Origin of the sequence: Rhodopseudomonas palustris BisB18 (assembly GCF_000013745.1) — a bacterium.
Taxonomy (GTDB): domain Bacteria; phylum Pseudomonadota; class Alphaproteobacteria; order Rhizobiales; family Xanthobacteraceae; genus Rhodopseudomonas_A; species Rhodopseudomonas_A palustris_F.
Map to the genome: position 1 here is coordinate 3,659,653 of NC_007925.1, position 15,510 is coordinate 3,675,162.

The 15,510-nt window shown below is 66.5% G+C and carries 16 protein-coding genes; 8 read left to right on the forward strand and 8 right to left on the reverse strand.

The annotated features are described in order from the left end of the window. Nucleotides 1–49 precede the first annotated feature (49 nt). Both RPC_RS16570 and RPC_RS16575 read left to right on the forward strand, forming a co-directional pair. Nucleotides 50–1,213, forward strand: a complete 1,164-nt coding sequence (locus RPC_RS16570; protein ID WP_011473732.1) for a glycosyltransferase family 4 protein — start codon at nt 50–52, stop codon at nt 1,211–1,213. A gap of 10 nt (nt 1,214–1,223) precedes the next feature. Beyond that, a complete protein-coding gene (locus tag RPC_RS16575) occupies nt 1,224–2,048 on the forward strand; it encodes a DUF4239 domain-containing protein (protein WP_011473733.1) in 825 nt (274 codons plus the stop codon). A gap of 38 nt (nt 2,049–2,086) precedes the next feature. Here the strand turns inward: RPC_RS16575 and murB are convergent, their stop codons facing one another. From murB to RPC_RS16605, 6 genes are all read right to left on the reverse strand, one after another. Then, the gene (gene murB, locus RPC_RS16580) at nt 2,087–3,058 is read right to left on the reverse strand and encodes a UDP-N-acetylmuramate dehydrogenase (RefSeq protein WP_049766117.1); all 972 of its coding nucleotides are present in this window, start codon (nt 3,056–3,058) and stop codon (nt 2,087–2,089) included. Next, nucleotides 3,016–4,419 carry a UDP-N-acetylmuramate--L-alanine ligase gene (murC, locus tag RPC_RS16585; protein ID WP_011473735.1) on the reverse strand — a complete coding sequence of 468 codons (1,404 nt, stop codon included), beginning with the start codon at nt 4,417–4,419 and terminating at the stop codon, nt 3,016–3,018. Before murC ends, murB begins: the two co-directional genes overlap by 43 nt. A gap of 148 nt (nt 4,420–4,567) precedes the next feature. Continuing rightward, a complete protein-coding gene (gene murG / locus RPC_RS16590; RefSeq protein WP_011473736.1) occupies nt 4,568–5,695 on the reverse strand; it encodes an undecaprenyldiphospho-muramoylpentapeptide beta-N-acetylglucosaminyltransferase in 1,128 nt (375 codons plus the stop codon). 29 nt (nt 5,696–5,724) lie between these two features. Continuing rightward, entirely contained in the window at nt 5,725–6,876 is a 1,152-nt protein-coding gene (gene ftsW / locus RPC_RS16595) for a putative lipid II flippase FtsW (RefSeq protein WP_011473737.1), read from the reverse strand. Between the two features lie 124 nt (nt 6,877–7,000). After that, on the reverse strand, nt 7,001–8,374 hold the full coding sequence (locus RPC_RS16600; RefSeq protein WP_011473738.1) for a PleD family two-component system response regulator: 1,374 nt from the start codon (nt 8,372–8,374) through the stop codon (nt 7,001–7,003). Between the two features lie 9 nt (nt 8,375–8,383). Beyond that, a complete protein-coding gene (locus tag RPC_RS16605) occupies nt 8,384–8,749 on the reverse strand; it encodes a response regulator (RefSeq protein ID WP_011473739.1) in 366 nt (121 codons plus the stop codon). A gap of 126 nt (nt 8,750–8,875) precedes the next feature. Between RPC_RS16605 and RPC_RS16610 the strand changes: the two genes are divergently transcribed. Beyond that, nucleotides 8,876–9,175 (forward strand): DUF3572 domain-containing protein, encoded by a 300-nt coding sequence (locus RPC_RS16610; RefSeq protein WP_011473740.1) that lies wholly within the window; start codon nt 8,876–8,878, stop codon nt 9,173–9,175. Next, complete coding sequence (locus tag RPC_RS16615) at nt 9,172–10,470, forward strand: DNA polymerase IV (RefSeq protein ID WP_011473741.1); 1,299 nt, start codon at nt 9,172–9,174, stop codon at nt 10,468–10,470. The genes RPC_RS16610 and RPC_RS16615 overlap by 4 nt, the downstream gene beginning before the upstream one ends. A 196-nt stretch (nt 10,471–10,666) precedes the next feature. Here RPC_RS16615 and RPC_RS16620 read toward each other — a convergent pair whose 3' ends face one another. Then, a complete protein-coding gene (locus tag RPC_RS16620) occupies nt 10,667–11,539 on the reverse strand; it encodes a cell envelope integrity EipB family protein (RefSeq protein ID WP_011473742.1) in 873 nt (290 codons plus the stop codon). A gap of 200 nt (nt 11,540–11,739) precedes the next feature. On the opposite strand from RPC_RS16620, the gene RPC_RS16625 reads away from it, so the two are divergent. From RPC_RS16625 to RPC_RS16640, 4 genes are all read left to right on the forward strand, one after another. Beyond that, a complete protein-coding gene (locus RPC_RS16625) occupies nt 11,740–12,207 on the forward strand; it encodes a RidA family protein (protein WP_011473743.1) in 468 nt (155 codons plus the stop codon). Between the two features lie 10 nt (nt 12,208–12,217). Next, a complete protein-coding gene (locus RPC_RS16630; protein ID WP_011473744.1) occupies nt 12,218–12,967 on the forward strand; it encodes a glycerophosphodiester phosphodiesterase in 750 nt (249 codons plus the stop codon). A gap of 102 nt (nt 12,968–13,069) precedes the next feature. Further along, complete coding sequence (locus RPC_RS16635) at nt 13,070–14,290, forward strand: GNAT family N-acetyltransferase (RefSeq protein WP_011473745.1); 1,221 nt, start codon at nt 13,070–13,072, stop codon at nt 14,288–14,290. Nucleotides 14,291–14,340: 50 nt separating this feature from the next. Continuing rightward, on the forward strand, nt 14,341–14,769 hold the full coding sequence (locus RPC_RS16640) for an HIT family protein (RefSeq protein ID WP_011473746.1): 429 nt from the start codon (nt 14,341–14,343) through the stop codon (nt 14,767–14,769). Nucleotides 14,770–14,982: 213 nt separating this feature from the next. On the opposite strand, the gene tsaA is transcribed toward RPC_RS16640, so the two are convergent. Continuing rightward, nucleotides 14,983–15,444, reverse strand: a complete 462-nt coding sequence (gene tsaA / locus RPC_RS16645) for a tRNA (N6-threonylcarbamoyladenosine(37)-N6)-methyltransferase TrmO (RefSeq protein WP_011473747.1) — start codon at nt 15,442–15,444, stop codon at nt 14,983–14,985. Nucleotides 15,445–15,510 lie beyond the last annotated feature (66 nt).

Below are 15,510 nucleotides of genomic sequence, written 5' to 3' on the forward strand. Positions count from 1 at the left end.
TCCTGATTCGGAGAAGCCTCTCCGGCAAGCTGTGATCTCTCCTCCCGCCATGACCGTCAATCCCGCAGCACTCTGCCCCGCCCCGATGCGGATCGCCCTGTTGATTTCCGGCACCGGCGTCAACGGCGTCGCGATGCATTGCCTGCTGCTGGTGCAGTATCTCTTGAGCCGCGGCCATCGCGTCTTGCTGCTGCACCGCCCCGGTGCCTGGATCGGCGACCGGCCCGGCCTCGAGGGCGCGGAGATATTCGTCACCTCGTTCGGCCGCAGCCCCGGCGAGCTGATCCGGGTGACCAAGCGGCTGAACGCGTTCCAGCCCGACGTGCTGCACACTCATATGAGCAGCGCCCACACCTACGGCATGCTGGCGCGGATCCTCAGCCGCCGGCCGGTGGTCGCCACCGCGCACTCGACCTCGCTGCAACTGCACTGGTGGTTCAACAACCGGGTGATCGCCACCTCGCCGGACGCCGAGGCGCACCATATTAAAGTCAACCGGGTGTCGCGCCGGGCGATGCGGATGATTCCGAGTTTCATCGACACCCGCTCCTTCCCGGTGATCGGCGACGACGAGCGCGTCGCGGCGCGCGAGGCGCTTGGATTGCCGCAAGACGCCTTCGTGATCGGCTGCGTCGGCGACATCTGCGAGCGCAAGCGGCAGATCGACGTGGTGCGCGCGCTTGCCAACGTGCTGAAGGTGGAGCCCCGCGCCCGGCTGCTGCTGGTCGGCGGTCGTTTCAAGGAATATTTCGACGAACTCAGCAAGGTGGTCGAAGAGCTCGGCGTGGCGTCGCAACTCATCACCACCGGCAGCCGCAACGACGTGCCGGCGCTGCTGGCCGCGATGGACGCCTTCGTGCTGGCGTCGCGCAAGGAGTCGAGCCCGCTCGCAGTCCTTGAGGCGATGTCGCGCGGGCTGCCGGTGATCGCCAGCGACGTCGGCATGTTGGCGGACTTCGTCACAGAGAATGTCACCGGCCATGTCGTGAAAGTCGGCGACGTCGACGCCATCAGCCGCCACCTCATCGCGCTCGCCGCCGACCCCGAACGCCGCAAAGCGATGGGCGACGCCGCGCAGGCCGCCGCGCGCACCAAATACGATATGAGCGTGCTGGCGCCGCAGACCGAAGCCGTGCTGCGCGAGGCCGCCGCGATCAAGAACCGGCCGTGGCTCGGCTTCGCCGCCGAACTCTGCGGCACCTCACCATCATAGAGGACGTTGCATGATCCGGGCCTGGCTCGACCTCTCGACCTTCGGGACCTTTGCCACGCTCGGCATCCTTTATTATGGGACGGCGCTGGCGCTGGTCGGCGTGATCTTCTTCTCGCCGCTCGGCCCGCGCATCAAGACGGTGAACGGCCTGGTGGCGCCGTTCTTCTCCTCGGTGGCGATGCTGTTCGCGCTGCTCACCGGCTTTCTCGCCAACGACGTCGGCGACCGCAATCGGCAAGCCACGCGCGCGGTGCAAAGCGAAGCCGGCGAGTTGCGCAACATCTACACGCTCAGCGTGGCGGCGGTCTCCGACATGAAAGAGATCCGCATCGCGCTGAAGGCCTATGCCGGCTCGGTGGTTCATGACGAATGGCCGGCTGTGGAAGGCGGCAGTTCGTCGCAAACCGACGCCGCTTTCGACGAGTTGCTGCGCCAGATCAGCGATCCCGCGATCAGCCGCCTCAACAGCAACCCGGTGCACGCCGCATTGCTCAACGCCGCGGTGCGGGTCGCCACCGCACGCGCCGTCCGGCTCAGCCTGTCGTCCGATCGCACCAACGATCTGAAATGGATCTCGGTGCTGATCCTCGGCCTGATCACCCAGGTGGCGCTGGCGCTGGTGCATCTGGAGCGGCCGCGCGCGATGCTCGCGGCGCTGACCGTGTTCGCCTCCGGCGCGATCGTGGCGCTCGGCTTGGTCGCGCTGCAGGAAGACCCGTTCGACGGCATCTTCAAGGTGTCGCCGCAGCCGCTGGAACGACTGCTGGCTTTGGCCGATACGCCGGCGGTGCCTGAGATTTTGACGAACCCGGCCGCCCTGCCCGCAGCGAAGTAATCGCTTGGAGAAGGTCGCATCTGGCGCGGCCTCAGCCCTCAATCCAGCGCGCGGCCGATCCGCTTGATCTCCCACTGCAACTCGATGCCGCAGTGTTCCTTCACCCGGGCGCGCACGGTGTCGCCGAGGGTCTCGATATCCTGCGCGGTGGCGCTGCCGGTGTTGATCAGGAAATTGCAGTGCATCTCGGAGACCTGCGCGCCGCCGACGCGCAAGCCGCGACAGCCCGCGGCGTCGATCAGTTTCCAGGCTGAGTGGCCCGGCGGATTCTTGAACGTCGAGCCGCCGGTTTTCTCGCGCACCGGCTGCGCGGTCTCGCGATGGCGTTGCACCTCGTCCATCCTGGCGCGGATCGCCGCGCGATCCATCGGCTCGCCGCGAAACCGCGCCGACGTAAAGATCAGCGCCGGATCGGCGCCGCTGTGCCGATAGCTGAAACCCATCTCGGCGTTGCTCAGCCGATGCAGCGTGCCATCGCGCGCAATTGCGCTGGCGTCGATCAGCACGTCCTTGGTCTCGCGGCCGTTGGCGCCGGCGTTCATCCGCAGCGCGCCGCCGATGGTGCCGGGAATGCCGTGGTAGAATTCCAGCCCGCCCAGCCCCGCGGCCGCCGCCGCCTCCGCGACGCGCTTGTCGAGCGCGGCAGAGCCTGCGCTGACCACATCGCCATCCGTGCCGGTTTCGCCGAAGCCGCGCCCGCCGAGCCGGATCACTACGCCCGGCAAGCCGCCGTCGCGCACGATCAGGTTGGAGCCGACGCCGACCACGGTGACGTCGATGTCGCGCGGCAAGGCGGCGAGGAAGTAACCGAGGTCGTCCGCATCTGCCGGCGTGAACAACACTTGCGCCGGGCCGCCGACGCGAAACCAGGTCAAGGGCGCCAGCGGCTCGTTGCCGAGCAGCCGGCCGCGCAGCTGCGGCATCGCGGCTTTCAGCTCGGGAACGAGATCGGGAAACAAAGCCACGATCAGTCCAGCGCCTTCAGCTCGCCCGGCAGCGCGTAGGCCCATTGCGTGATGTTGCCGGCGCCGAGGCAGACTACATAGTCGCCGCTGTGCGCCGCGCCATACACCACGCTGGCCAACGCCGCCGACTCCTGCAGCGGGATGACTTCGCGGTGGCCGTGGGCGCGCAAGCCCAACACGAAGTGATCGCGGTCGACGCCTTCGATCGGCGCCTCGCCGGCCGGATAGACCTCGGCGACGACCACCACGTCGGCGTCGTTGAAGCAGGTGCAGAACTCCTCGAACAACGACTGCAGCCTTGTGAAGCGATGCGGCTGCACCACCGCGATCACCTTGCCTTTGGTGGATTCCCGCGCCGCCTTCAGCACCGCGGCGATTTCCACCGGATGATGGCCGTAGTCGTCGATGATGGTGACGCCATTCCATTCGCCGGTCTTGGTGAAGCGCCGCCGCACTCCGCCAAAGCCGGCCAGCGCCTTGCGGATGGTGTCGTCGGACAGACCGAGCTCATGGGCGACCGCGATCGCCGCGGTGGCGTTGAGCGCGTTGTGCCGCCCCGGCATCGGCAGCACCAGATCGGCGATCTCATGCGCGGTGCCGGCCTTGCGGTCGCGAAACGCCACCCGGAACGCCGAGCTGCCGCCGTTCGGCGTCAGATCGAGCAGCCGCACGTCGGCCTGCGGGTTCTCGCCGTAAGTAATGATGCGCCGGTCCTCGATCTTGCCGACCAGAGCCTGCACCACCGGATGGTCGATGCACATCACCGCGAAACCGTAGAACGGCACGTTCTCGACGAAATCGCGGAACGCCTCCTGCACCGCATCAAAAGTCTTGAAGTGATCGAGATGCTCGGGGTCGACATTGGTGACGATCGCGACGTCGGCCGGCAGCTTCAGGAAGGTGCCGTCGCTTTCGTCGGCTTCCACCACCATCCATTCGCCCGCCCCTAACCGCGCGTTGGTGCCGTAAGCATTGATGATGCCGCCATTAATCACGGTCGGGTCGAATTCGCCGGCGTCGAGCAGCGCCGCGACCATCGACGTCGTGGTGGTCTTGCCGTGGGTGCCGGCGATCGCGACGCAGCTCTTCAGCCGCATCAATTCGGCGAGCATTTCGGCGCGCCGTACCACCGGGATGCGCTGCGCGCGCGCCGCCAACAATTCCGGATTGTCGCGCTTGATCGCGGTGGACACCACCACGACGTCGGCGCCGGCGACGTTCTCGGCCTGGTGGCCGACATGGATGGCGATGCCCTTGTCGCGCAGCCGACTGACGTTGGCGCCTTCGGAGGCGTCGGAGCCCTGCACGGTGTAGCCGAGATTGCACAGCACCTCGGCGATGCCGCTCATGCCGATGCCGCCGATCCCGACGAAGTGAATGGGTCCGATCTCGCGCGGCAGTCTCATGGGATGATCTCGCTTAAGTTTCAGTGCGCTCCGGCGCGGGCCAGCCGGCCACGGCGCCGTCAAGGTGTGGATGCGTGGCCCTCGGTATACCGAGCGCGGCCCGATTTAAAGCATCAACTCCGGCATGGCGACGTTGATCGCCGCCATGTCATTGCAATTGCGACGTCTTCGAGGAAATTCCGGCGACTTTCACCACCAGGTCGGCGAGCCGTTCGGCGGCGTCGAGTCGGCCGGCGCCGCGGCCGGCGGCGGCCATCGCGACCAATCGTGCGGGATCCGCGGCGAGCGCGGAGATCTCCTGCGCAAGCCGAGTCGGCGTAAAATCGTCCTGGGCGATACGGATCGCGCCGCCAGCCTGCGACAGCACCCCGGCATTGGCGAACTGGTCCTGGTCGAGCGCGCCGGGCAGCGGCACCAGGATCGAGGGGCGGCCGATCGCGGCGAGTTCAGCCACGGTGCCGGCGCCGGAGCGCGAGATCACCAGATGGCTGGCGGCGAGCCGCGCCGGCAGATCGTTGAAGAACGGCTCCAATTCGAAATTGAGCTTCAGCCGGTCATAGACCGCGCGGACCCGCGCCATGTCCTCGTCGCGCACCTGTTGCACCACGACCAGCCGGGGCCACAGCGCCGGGCCCAATTTCTCGATCGCGCCGGGCACGACGTCGGCCATGACCCGGGCTCCCTGGCTGCCGCCGACCACCAACAGCCGCAACGGCCCCTCCGCCTCGGGGGCGGCGAACGGCACCGCGGCGGCGGCGAGAATCGCCGGCCGCATCGGCGTGCCGGTGGTGGTGGTCTTTGCCGCCAGCGCCGGATCGCGATCCAGCACGCCGGGCAGCGAGGTGGCGATCGCAGTCACCTTATGAGAAAGAAAACGGTTGGCGCGGCCCATCACCGCGTTGGAATCGTGCACCAGCGTCGGAATGCCGAACATCCGCGCCGCCAACAACGGCGGCAGCGTCGGATAGCCGCCGAAGCCGATCACCGCGGCGGGCTTCAGCCGCAGCATCAGACTGAGCGCCATCAGGGTGCCGGTGCCGAGCTTCAGCGCGGTGCGCGCGAGCGCCACCGGCGAGCGGCCGCGCAGCGTTTCGCTCGGCACCACGTCGACCATGTCGCGCGAGAACAGCCCGCTGTAGCGCAACGCGCGCATGTCGGTGACCAGCCGCACCCGCAAGCCGCGCTTCATCAGCGCGACGCCGAGCGCCTCGGCGGGAAACAGATGACCGCCGGTGCCGCCGGCGGCCAGCATGATCAACGGTGCCATTTGTCGCATTTCATTTCGCCATCGTCGTCGCGTCGCCGTCAGGCATAGGTCGGCGCCGCGGTGGCGTCGCCGATCGATTCCATCTCGACCCGCGGCCGCAGCCTGGTTAGCGCCAACATCATGCCGACGCCATAGGCCAGCGAGATCATCGAGGAGCCGCCATAGGAGATGAACGGCAGCGTCATGCCCTTGGCGGGAATCAGTTGCAAGTTCACCGCCATATTGATCGCAGCCTGCACGCCGAACAGGATGGCGAGTCCGGAAGCGGCGAAGCGCGAGAACAGGTCCTCGCAGGAATAGGCGCGCGACAGCGTGCGGATCACGACGAAGGCGAACAGCGCCAATAGCGCCAAGCATAGGATGATGCCGAACTCCTCGGCGCCGACCGCGAACACGAAGTCGGTGTGGCTGTCCGGCAGGCTGCGCTTGGCGATGCCCTCACCCGGCCCGAGCCCGAACCAGCCGCCATTGCTGAACGCCTCCATCGCGGTGTCGACCTGATAGGTGTCGCCGGAGGCCGGGTTCATGAAGCGTTTGATGCGGCCGGCGACGTGCGGCACCAACAGATAGGCGGCGAACAGCCCGCCGGCCGCGAGGCCGGCCAATCCCATCACCCAGACGATCCGCATTCCGGCGATGAAGAACAGCGCGCCCCACACCATCAGGATCAGCATGGTCTGGCCGAAATCCGGCTCCATCACCAGCACCGACACCAGCGAGAGCAGCAGCCCCACCGCCATCGACGTCGCCGGCATCTCCGGACGCCGTGCCGACTCCGAAAACAGCCAGGCCGCCAGGACCACGAACGCCGGCTTGGCGGATTCCGAGGCTTGGATGTTGAGGCCGAGGATCGTGATCCAGCGCCGCGAGCCTTTCACCTCGGGCCCGAGCAGCAGCGTCGCCACGATCAACGCGATCGAGATCGCGAACACGATCAGCGCCGAGCGCCTGATCTGCCGCGGCGACAGGAACGACACCGCGATCAGCACGATGAACGACGGCAGCAGGAACAATACGTGGCGATTGAAGAAGTGGAACGGGTCGAGCCCGATCCGTGTCGCCACCGGGGGCGACGCGGCCAGCGACAGGATCACGCCGCCCAGCATCAGCACGACGATGGCTGCCAGCAGCAGCTTGTCCACGGTCCACCACCATTCGCTGAACGGGGTGCGCTGTTCACGGGAGATCATCGGCCATCCTGGGCAAAGGGTTCGCCCATTGGTCCCCCATCGTGGTTGCCGGACGGTTAACGAGGTCGAAATGATTTGAACCGCAATGCTGCGACGATGCGGCGCCGCTCGGCACGGCCGCCGTTCACGCCGCGGTGGCGACCACGCGATTGCGGCCATCGTGCTTGGCACGGTACAGCGCAACGTCGGCGCGCTTCAAGACGTCGGCGATCGGCTCGCCCTTCTTCTCCAGCGTCGACAGCCCGATCGAGATCGTGACCTCGATGCGCTTCGCCCCCTTTTCGATTGCGAACAGTTCGCCCGCAATGGCGCGACGCAGCCGCTCCGCCACCATGCCGGCTACCGCGAGATCGGTCTCCGGCATCACCACGACGAATTCCTCGCCGCCGTAGCGGCAGGCCAGATCGATGCCCCGGATCGATTTGCGGATTCGTACCGCGAATTCCCGCAGCACGTCGTCGCCGGCATCGTGGCCGTAGCTGTCGTTGATAGCCTTGAAGAAGTCGATGTCGAGCATCATCAGCGCCAGCGGCTTGCCGCGGACTCCGGCCTGCTCGGCCAACGTGGCGAGGTGGGTCTCCATGTAGCGGCGATTGTGCAGCCCGGTGAGCCCGTCGGTGATCGCCATCTCGATCGAGTTCTGCACGTTGTCGCGCAAATGATCGGTGTAACGCCGCCGCCGGATCTGGGTCCGCGCCCGCGCCAGCAGTTCGTTCTTGTCGACCGGACGCAGCAAGTAATCGTTGACGCCGATCTCCAGCCCGCGCAGCAGCCGGGCGTTGTTGTCGGCGTCGGCGATGGCAAGAATCGGCACGTGCCGGGTGCGCTCCAGCGAGCGGGCCTGGCTGCACAGCCGCAGCCCGTCGAACTCTTCCAACCCGAGCGAGACGATCAACAGATCGTAATTGCCGTCGGCGGCGTGGAACAGCGCTTCCGAAGGATTCGGCTCGACGTCGACGGCATGCTCGGCCGCCAGTACCGGCGCCAACCGCTCATAGGACGACGGCCGGTCGTCGACCAGCAGGATGCGACCGCCTTTGCCGGTTTCGGCGACGGCTTCGCGCTCCGGCGCCTGCACCCCGATTTCCATCGAGGTCAGCGCGCGCATCCGCAATTCGTCGGTCATCATCTTCACCCGGGTGAGCGAACGCACCCGCGCGATCAGCACCACGTCGGACACCGGTTTGGTGAGAAAATCGTCGGCGCCAGCTTCCAGCCCGCGGACCCGATCGGACGGGCTGTCGAGCGCCGTCACCATCACCACCGGAATGAAATGCGTCGCCGGATTCGACTTCAGTCGCCGGCAGACTTCGAAGCCGTCCATGTCCGGCATCATGACGTCGAGCAGCACGATATCACAGGCGGCGCGCGAGCAGATCTCCAGCGCTTGGGCGCCGTTGGAGGCGGTCAGCACGTCGAAATATTCCGCCGATAATCTCGCCTCGAGCAGCTTGGCATTGGCGGGAATGTCGTCGACCACCAGAATGCGCGCGGACATCGAACTCTCCTACCCGATAAAGCGGCGAACGGTTTCGATGAACTTGCCGACCGAGATCGGCTTGGACAGATAGGCCTCGCAGCCGCCTTCGCGGATTCGTTCTTCGTCGCCCTTCATGGCGAAGGCGGTGACCGCGACCACCGGAATCGCGCGCAGCTCGGGATCGTCCTTGATCCAGCGCGTGACCTCGAGACCGGAGACCTGCGGCAGCTGGATGTCCATCAGGATCAGGTCGGGGCGGAGTTTGCGGACGAGTTCGAGCGCTTCATAACCGTTGCTGGTTCCCGACGTCTGGTAGCCATGGGCTTCCAGCAAGTCGCGAAACAGCTTCATATTGAGCTCGTTGTCTTCCACGATCAGGACGGTTTTTGCCATCCCGCCCTCCAATCCCCAAACGAATGCCCGGATCTGCGACCAGCGAACCTGTTCGCCACGCCGCAAGACTCGGGCATGATGGATTCAAAATAGAGACTATAAGTTACGGAAAGGCAAACATTGCGAATGACCAAGGACGATCGAAAAACCCGCCAAGTGGCTGAAATCGTAGCGGTCCAAGCGCTGTCCTTCGTCGCCTCGGAGCCCGAGCGACTGGGCCGCTTTCTGGCCGAGACCGGGCTTGGACCGGAAACCCTGCGGCTGGCCGCGGCCGATCCGCAGTTCCTCGCCGGCGTCTTGGACTTCGTGCTGCGCGACGACGACACCGTGAAGGCGTTCGCCGCGGCCTCCAGTCTCGATCCGACCACGATCGCGGCGGCACGCCAGGCGCTCGACGAACTGCCGTGGGAGCGCGACGTGCCGTGACAGCGGCGGCGCCAAGCCCAGCGCGCGGTTTCTGTCGCGACTGCCTCGCCGAACAGGACGGCGCGGCGGCGTTGCGTTGCGTTGCCTGCGGCTCGCCTCGGCTTTTGCGCCACGCCCGGCTCGGCGCGTTGACGCTGGCGCATATCGACTGTGATGCGTTCTACGCCACCGTCGAGAAGCGCGACGATCCGGCGATCGCCGATCGCCCGGTGATCATCGGCGGCGGCAAGCGCGGGGTGGTATCGGCGGCCTGCTACATCGCCCGCACCTTTGGCGTGCGCTCGGCGATGCCGATGTTCAAGGCGCTGGCGCTTTGCCCCGACGCCGCGGTGGTGCGCCCCGACATGGCGAAGTACGTCCGCGTCGGTCGCGAGGTGCGCCAGGCGATGCTGGCGCTGACGCCGCTGGTCGAGCCGCTGTCGATCGACGAGGCGTTCCTCGATCTGTCCGGCACCGAACGCCTGCACGGCATGATCGCCGCCAAGGTGCTGGCACGATTCGCCGCCAAGGTGGAGCGCGAGATCGGCATCACCGTGTCGGTCGGGCTGTCTTGCAACAAGTTTCTTGCCAAGATCGCCTCCGATCTCGACAAGCCGCGCGGCTTCGCGGTGCTCGATCAGGACGACGCCCGCGCGATGCTGACGGATCGTCCGGTCGGCTTCATCTTCGGCGTCGGCCCGGCCACCGAGCAGCGGTTGATCGCGCGCGGCTATCGCTTGATCGGCGATCTGCAGCGCGCCGCCGAAGCCGATCTGATGAAGCAATTCGGCGCCGAGGGGCAACGGCTGTGGCGGCTAGCCCGCGGCATCGACGATCGCAAGGTCGTGCCCGACCGCGGCGCCAAGAGCATTTCCAACGAGACCACGTTCGAGACCGACATCCGCGATCTGGCGACGCTGGAAAAGGTGCTGTGGCGCTTGTCCGAAAAAGTCTCGTCGCGGCTGAAGAGCGCGGATCTCGCCGGCTCAACGATCACGCTGAAACTGAAGACCGCGGATTTTCGCCAGCGCACGCGCGCGCAAACCATTCACTCCCCGACCCAGCTCGCCGGCAAGATCTTCGCGCTGTCGCGCGAGATGCTGGCCAAGGAAATCGACGGCACCGCGTTCCGGCTGATCGGCACCGGGGTCAGCGCGCTGACGCCGGGTTCGGCGGCCGACGACACCGATATGCTGGATGCCCGCGCCGCGCACGCCGAACGCGCGATGGATGACCTGCGCAAGAAATTCGGCACCGCCGCTGTGATCAAGGGCATCGCCTATGAGGGACCGGAGAAACGCGACCAGCGCGAATGAGCTGAGCGCGAGTGAACTGAGAGATTGCGTGCCCCCGGCTCTGCAACGCAGTGCGCCGCACTTGCGGCGTAGTGCGCTGCAGAGCCGGGGCCGTTACAGATGCGGCCTTCGTAACGGTCCCGGTTCTGCGGAGCAGCGCTACGCGCTGCACCGCGCCCGGGACACAGTCACCACTCCGCAAACTAAGCCAGCACGCTCACTTGCAAGGCTTGCTGGCCTTGACGTCGAACTTGCCGAGCGCGCCGGCGATCACGAAATCATTGTAGTCGAGCACCAGCGCGCGCGACACGCCGTTTTCGTAGAGTTCGAACGACATCGCATAGACCGGGGTCTGCTCGCCGGAATTGGCCTTGGCTTCGCGGTCGTAGTAACTCACCGTCACCGGCCAGCGCGTCAGCGACTTCATCGCGTCGGAACTGGTGGAAGGATCAGGCGCCGTGACCGCGCGGTCGCCGGGGATCGGCTGACCGATCACCGTCAGCGTATTGTAGACCTTCTCGCCATTGTCCGAGCCGTCATAGACCGACAGTTCGAGCACCGATTTGCCGTCGCGCGCCGCCGCGATGATGCGATGGATCTGTTCGGTGGGAAACACCGTGGAACCATCCAGGGTGAACGTCTTGGCCGCAGGCTTCTTCAGCTTGACGGTGACGTGATCTCCGGTGCGCTCGGCGATGCCGTCGACCGAACTCGGATCGCCATCGTTCATCTTGGTGTCGATCTTGAAGCGATAGCTCTTGCCCTCGCCGTCTTCCCAGCTGGTCGAGCGCAAATCGCTCAGCGTGTTCTTGCCCTCGCCGCTGTCGAGCTCGGAGACCTGGCGGAAGTCGGAGCTGTAGCCGTCGCAGGCGGAGCCTGAGAAGTTGTACAGAATGCGACCGCGCACGCTGTTGACCGAAGCATTGCCGCGCGCTTTCAGCAGGCTGAGTTCATACAGCGCCTGATGCGCCAGGAACGCCGGCGGAGCGCCGGCTTGGGCGACGGCGGCGCCAAAACCCGCAGGCGCCACGGCCACGGTGATCGCCAGCAGCGACAACCGAAACCGCGAAATTGGCCACAATCGGCGCATCACACCTCCCCTGCGTTGAAACCGCGAGAATAGTGGCTCCGGCATTGCGCCGCAACCATGGCTCAAACCCGAGGACCGAGGCGATTTTCGCCGCTGCGACTGGTTCCGGGTTGCTTGCATGTCGCAACGCTTTGCGCGAAACAGGGCAAAGGCGGGGTCACAACATTGCGGCCGGGCGCACAACAAACATGGGGATGAGCATGGCAGGAACGGTTGAGCAGAAACTTGCGGCGCAGGGCGTGGTGCTGCACGAGCCGGCGAGCCCGGTTGCAAACTACGTCGGCTTCGTCCGCTCCGGCAATCTGCTGTTCGTCTCCGGCCAGGTCTGTTTCGATCCGCAGGGCCAACTGATCGCCAAGGGCAAGCTCGGCGTCGACGTCACCATCGAACAGGGCGTCGCGGCGGCGCGCGGCTGCGCGATCAACATCCTGGCGCAGGTCAAGGCCGCGCTCGGCGACCTCGACAAGGTGGTCCGCGTGGTGCGGCTCGGCGGCTTCGTGAATTCGCCGCCGGATTTCATCGACGCTCCGAAAGTGGTGAACGGCGCGTCCGACCTGATGGTCGCCGCGTTCGGCGACAAGGGCCGCCACGCCCGCGCCGCGGTCGGCGTCGCCGCCTTGCCGGCCGATGCCGCGGTCGAGGTCGACGCGGTGTTCGAAGTCGCTTAGCGAGCCGAGCATGCGTGCCCCTGACTGGCTGACCGCACGGCCGATCGCGCATCGCGGGCTGCATGATCGCGCCCGCGGTTTGGTCGAGAACATGCCGGGCGCGGTCCGCGCGGCGGTGGCCGGCCGGTTCGGTATCGAGGTCGACGTGCAATTGTCGTCGGACGGTGAGGCCATGGTGCATCACGACGATGCGCTGGGCCGGCTCACCGACGGCAGCGGCGCGCTGGCCGAACTCACCGCAGCACAGCTCAAGCAGGTGCCGTTCAAGGACACCGCGGAGCGGATGATGACGCTCGGCGATCTCTGCGCTTTGGTCGACGGCGCGGTGCCGCTGTTGATCGAGGTGAAGAGCCATTTCGACGGCGACCGCAAACTGGTGGCGCGGATGGCGCAGGTGCTGGCGGCCTATCGCGGGCCGGCGGCGGTGATGTCGTTCGATCCCGACCAGGTGCTGGCGTTGCGCCAAGCGCTGCCGCAACTGCCGCGCGGCGTCACCGCGCAGCGCCGCTACGACGACGATTATTGGGACAAGCTCGCGCCCGCCAAGCGCGACGCCATGCTGCATCTGCGCCACGGCCTGCAGACGCGGCCGCATTTCGTCGCCTATTGGGTGCGCGATCTGCCGGCGCCGGCGCCGTGGATCGCCCGCAACCTGTTCGGCTGCGCTTTGTTGACCTGGACGGTGCGGACACCGGAGCAGCGGCAGCACGCCGCGCGCTATGCCGACCAGATGATTTTCGAAGGATTCCGCCCGGAATAATGATCGGCCTTGAACCGGCGGGCGCAATGCACAAATCAGGAGGATGGCGCCGACGATGCTGGATCCCGATTTCGCCGATTTTTTCGCCCGGTTCGCTGATCGATGATTTCATCGGAGATCACCCTGGAAGCGGTGGGTTCGGTCAGCCAGATCGCGGCCGCCGACTGGGACGCCTGCGCCGCCTCGCCGCTGCAGCCCGGCGCGACGCCGACCAACGGCGTGGCCTGCGCGCCGGCCTCGTCGTTCAATCCCTTTACATCGCACGCCTTCTTCGCCGCCTTGGAGTCCTCGAACTCGGCCTGCGCCCGCACCGGCTGGGGCCCGCGCCATCTCGTCGCCCGGCAGAACGGCGGAATCGTCGGCATCGTGCCGTGCTATCTGAAGTCGCATTCGCAGGGCGAATATGTGTTCGACCGCGGTTGGGCCGACGCCTATGAGCGCGCCGGTGGCCGTTATTATCCTAAGCTGCAGGTCTCGGTGCCGTTTACGCCTGCGACCGGACCTCGGCTGCTGATCCGCCCGGGCGTCGACGCCGCAGAGGTCGGCACGGCGCTCGCCAACGGCCTGATCGCGCTGTGCGGCGTCAGCAAGGCGTCTTCGGTGCACGTCACCTTCGCCCGCGAGCAGGAGTGGAGATTCTTGGCGCAGCAGGGATTCCTGCAGCGCACCGACCAACAATTCCACTGGCACAATGCCGGCTATCGCAGCTTCGACGATTTTCTCGCCACGCTGGCCTCGCGGCACCGCAAGGCGATCAAGCGCGAGCGCCGCGACGCCTTGGCGGGCGGCATCAGCATCGAAGCCTTGACCGGCGCAGCGATCACCGAAGAAGCCTGGGACGCGTTCTTCGAATTCTACATGGAGACCGGCTCGCGCAAATGGGGCCGGCCCTATCTGACCCGCGCGTTCTACAGCGAGATCGGCCGCAGCATGAGCGAGCAGGTTCTCTTGGTGATGGCGAAACGCGACGGCCGCTTCATCGCCGGCGCGATCAATTTCATCGGCGGCGACACGCTGTTCGGCCGGCACTGGGGCGCCATCGAACATCACCCGTTCCTGCATTTCGAAGTCTGCTATTATCAGGCGATCGAATTCGCGGTTTTGCGCGGGCTTGCCACCGTCGAAGCCGGCGCCCAGGGCGAACACAAGATCGCCCGCGGCTACCTGCCGCAAACCACCTATTCGGCGCATTTCATCGCCGACCCGGCGCTGCGCCGCGCGGTCGCGGACTACCTCAAGCAGGAGCGCGCCTATGTGGCGGCGGCGGCGCGCGAACTCACCGAGGCCGGCCCGTTTCGCAAGGGGTCTGACGAGGCGTCTTGACCGCACCGCCTCCTGCGGCGACAGTCGCGCCATCAATTTTCGGAGTCGTCATGACCGCTTATGATCCCGACAACATCTTCGCCAAGATTCTGCGCGGCGAATTCTCCTGCTACAAAGTCTATGAGAACGACCACGTGCTGGCGTTTCTCGACATCATGCCGCGCGCGCCCGGCCACACGCTGGTGCTGCCGAAGGCTGCGGCGCGCAACATCCTTGACATTACGGCGGAGGATTTCGCCCATGTGGCGCGCGGCGCCCACACCATCGCCCGCGCCGCCAAGACCGCGTTCAACGCCGACGGCATCACCGTGCAACAATTCTCCGAACCCGCTGGCGGCCAGGTGGTGTTTCACCTGCACATGCACGTGATCCCGCGCCATGACGACGTGGCGCTGCTGCCGCCCGCCAGCCGCAAGGAAGACGCTGCCGTGCTCGAGGCGCAGGCGAAAAAACTGATCGCGGCGCTGCAGGCCGGGTGAAGCGAGGCCGTCACCGGCTGCTCCACCGCGAAAATGCTGTAGCGATTATCGGCACTGAACCCACCACGTCATGGCCGCGCTCGTCGCGGCCATCCACGCCCACAAGCGGCGCCTTGCCCGTTTCCGTGGGTGGCCGGGACAAGCCCGGCCATGACGCGGAGAGGTTGCCACCTCTCGAGACGCCGTCCGAGATGCGAGCCGAAGACGTAAGCGCTACTTCTCCTCCGGCAACGCCCCCTGGAAGCGGTCGGGCTTCAGATCGATCAGCGGCGTCTCGTCGAGGCAATCCAGCCCGCGCACCAGCACGGTGGCGCCTTCGATGCCGACCAGCGTCACCCGCGAGGTGCCGATCGGATTGGGCCGCAGCGGCGAGCGCAGCGCAAAGGTGCCGCGCGCCTCGTCGCCGCGGCGCTTCTGCAGCACCAGATCGCGCCGCGACAGATGCAGCCAATACAGCACTTCGAGGTAAGCGTATTTGTCCAGCCCCTGCAGCGCCGGCAGCCACGGCTCGAAGATCTCCAACCGGCACACCGGCCCCTCCAGCGCGCCCTGTCGCGGCGTCTGCTCGCGCGAGGTCCAGGGGGTGCGAATGCGACCGATGAAGATCAGGCCGGCATCGGTGGCGGGCGGCGGCGTGACGGCGATTTCGCCGTCGCGAATGTCACTGTAGTCCATGGTCAATTCCAGCTTATGCCGAGAAAGCTGACCCCGCGGTTAGACCAACGCGACCGCCGCGGCAAG

Coding starts and splice junctions, on each gene's coding strand:
- RPC_RS16610 (WP_011473740.1), top strand. CDS start 8,876: ATGACCAAGGACGATCGAAAAACCCGCCAAGTGGCTGAAATCGTAGCG.
- ftsW (WP_011473737.1), bottom strand. CDS start 6,876: ATGATCTCCCGTGAACAGCGCACCCCGTTCAGCGAATGGTGGTGGACC.
- RPC_RS16605 (WP_011473739.1), bottom strand. CDS start 8,749: ATGGCAAAAACCGTCCTGATCGTGGAAGACAACGAGCTCAATATGAAG.
- murC (WP_011473735.1), bottom strand. CDS start 4,419: ATGAGACTGCCGCGCGAGATCGGACCCATTCACTTCGTCGGGATCGGC.
- RPC_RS16635 (WP_011473745.1), top strand. CDS start 13,070: ATGATTTCATCGGAGATCACCCTGGAAGCGGTGGGTTCGGTCAGCCAG.
- RPC_RS16625 (WP_011473743.1), top strand. CDS start 11,740: ATGGCAGGAACGGTTGAGCAGAAACTTGCGGCGCAGGGCGTGGTGCTG.
- RPC_RS16600 (WP_011473738.1), bottom strand. CDS start 8,374: ATGTCCGCGCGCATTCTGGTGGTCGACGACATTCCCGCCAATGCCAAG.
- murB (WP_049766117.1), bottom strand. CDS start 3,058: ATGGGCCTACGCGCTGCCGGGCGAGCTGAAGGCGCTGGACTGATCGTG.
- RPC_RS16640 (WP_011473746.1), top strand. CDS start 14,341: ATGACCGCTTATGATCCCGACAACATCTTCGCCAAGATTCTGCGCGGC.
- RPC_RS16620 (WP_011473742.1), bottom strand. CDS start 11,539: ATGCGCCGATTGTGGCCAATTTCGCGGTTTCGGTTGTCGCTGCTGGCG.
- tsaA (WP_011473747.1), bottom strand. CDS start 15,444: ATGGACTACAGTGACATTCGCGACGGCGAAATCGCCGTCACGCCGCCG.
- murG (WP_011473736.1), bottom strand. CDS start 5,695: ATGCGACAAATGGCACCGTTGATCATGCTGGCCGCCGGCGGCACCGGC.
- RPC_RS16575 (WP_011473733.1), top strand. CDS start 1,224: ATGATCCGGGCCTGGCTCGACCTCTCGACCTTCGGGACCTTTGCCACG.
- RPC_RS16630 (WP_011473744.1), top strand. CDS start 12,218: ATGCGTGCCCCTGACTGGCTGACCGCACGGCCGATCGCGCATCGCGGG.
- RPC_RS16570 (WP_011473732.1), top strand. CDS start 50: ATGACCGTCAATCCCGCAGCACTCTGCCCCGCCCCGATGCGGATCGCC.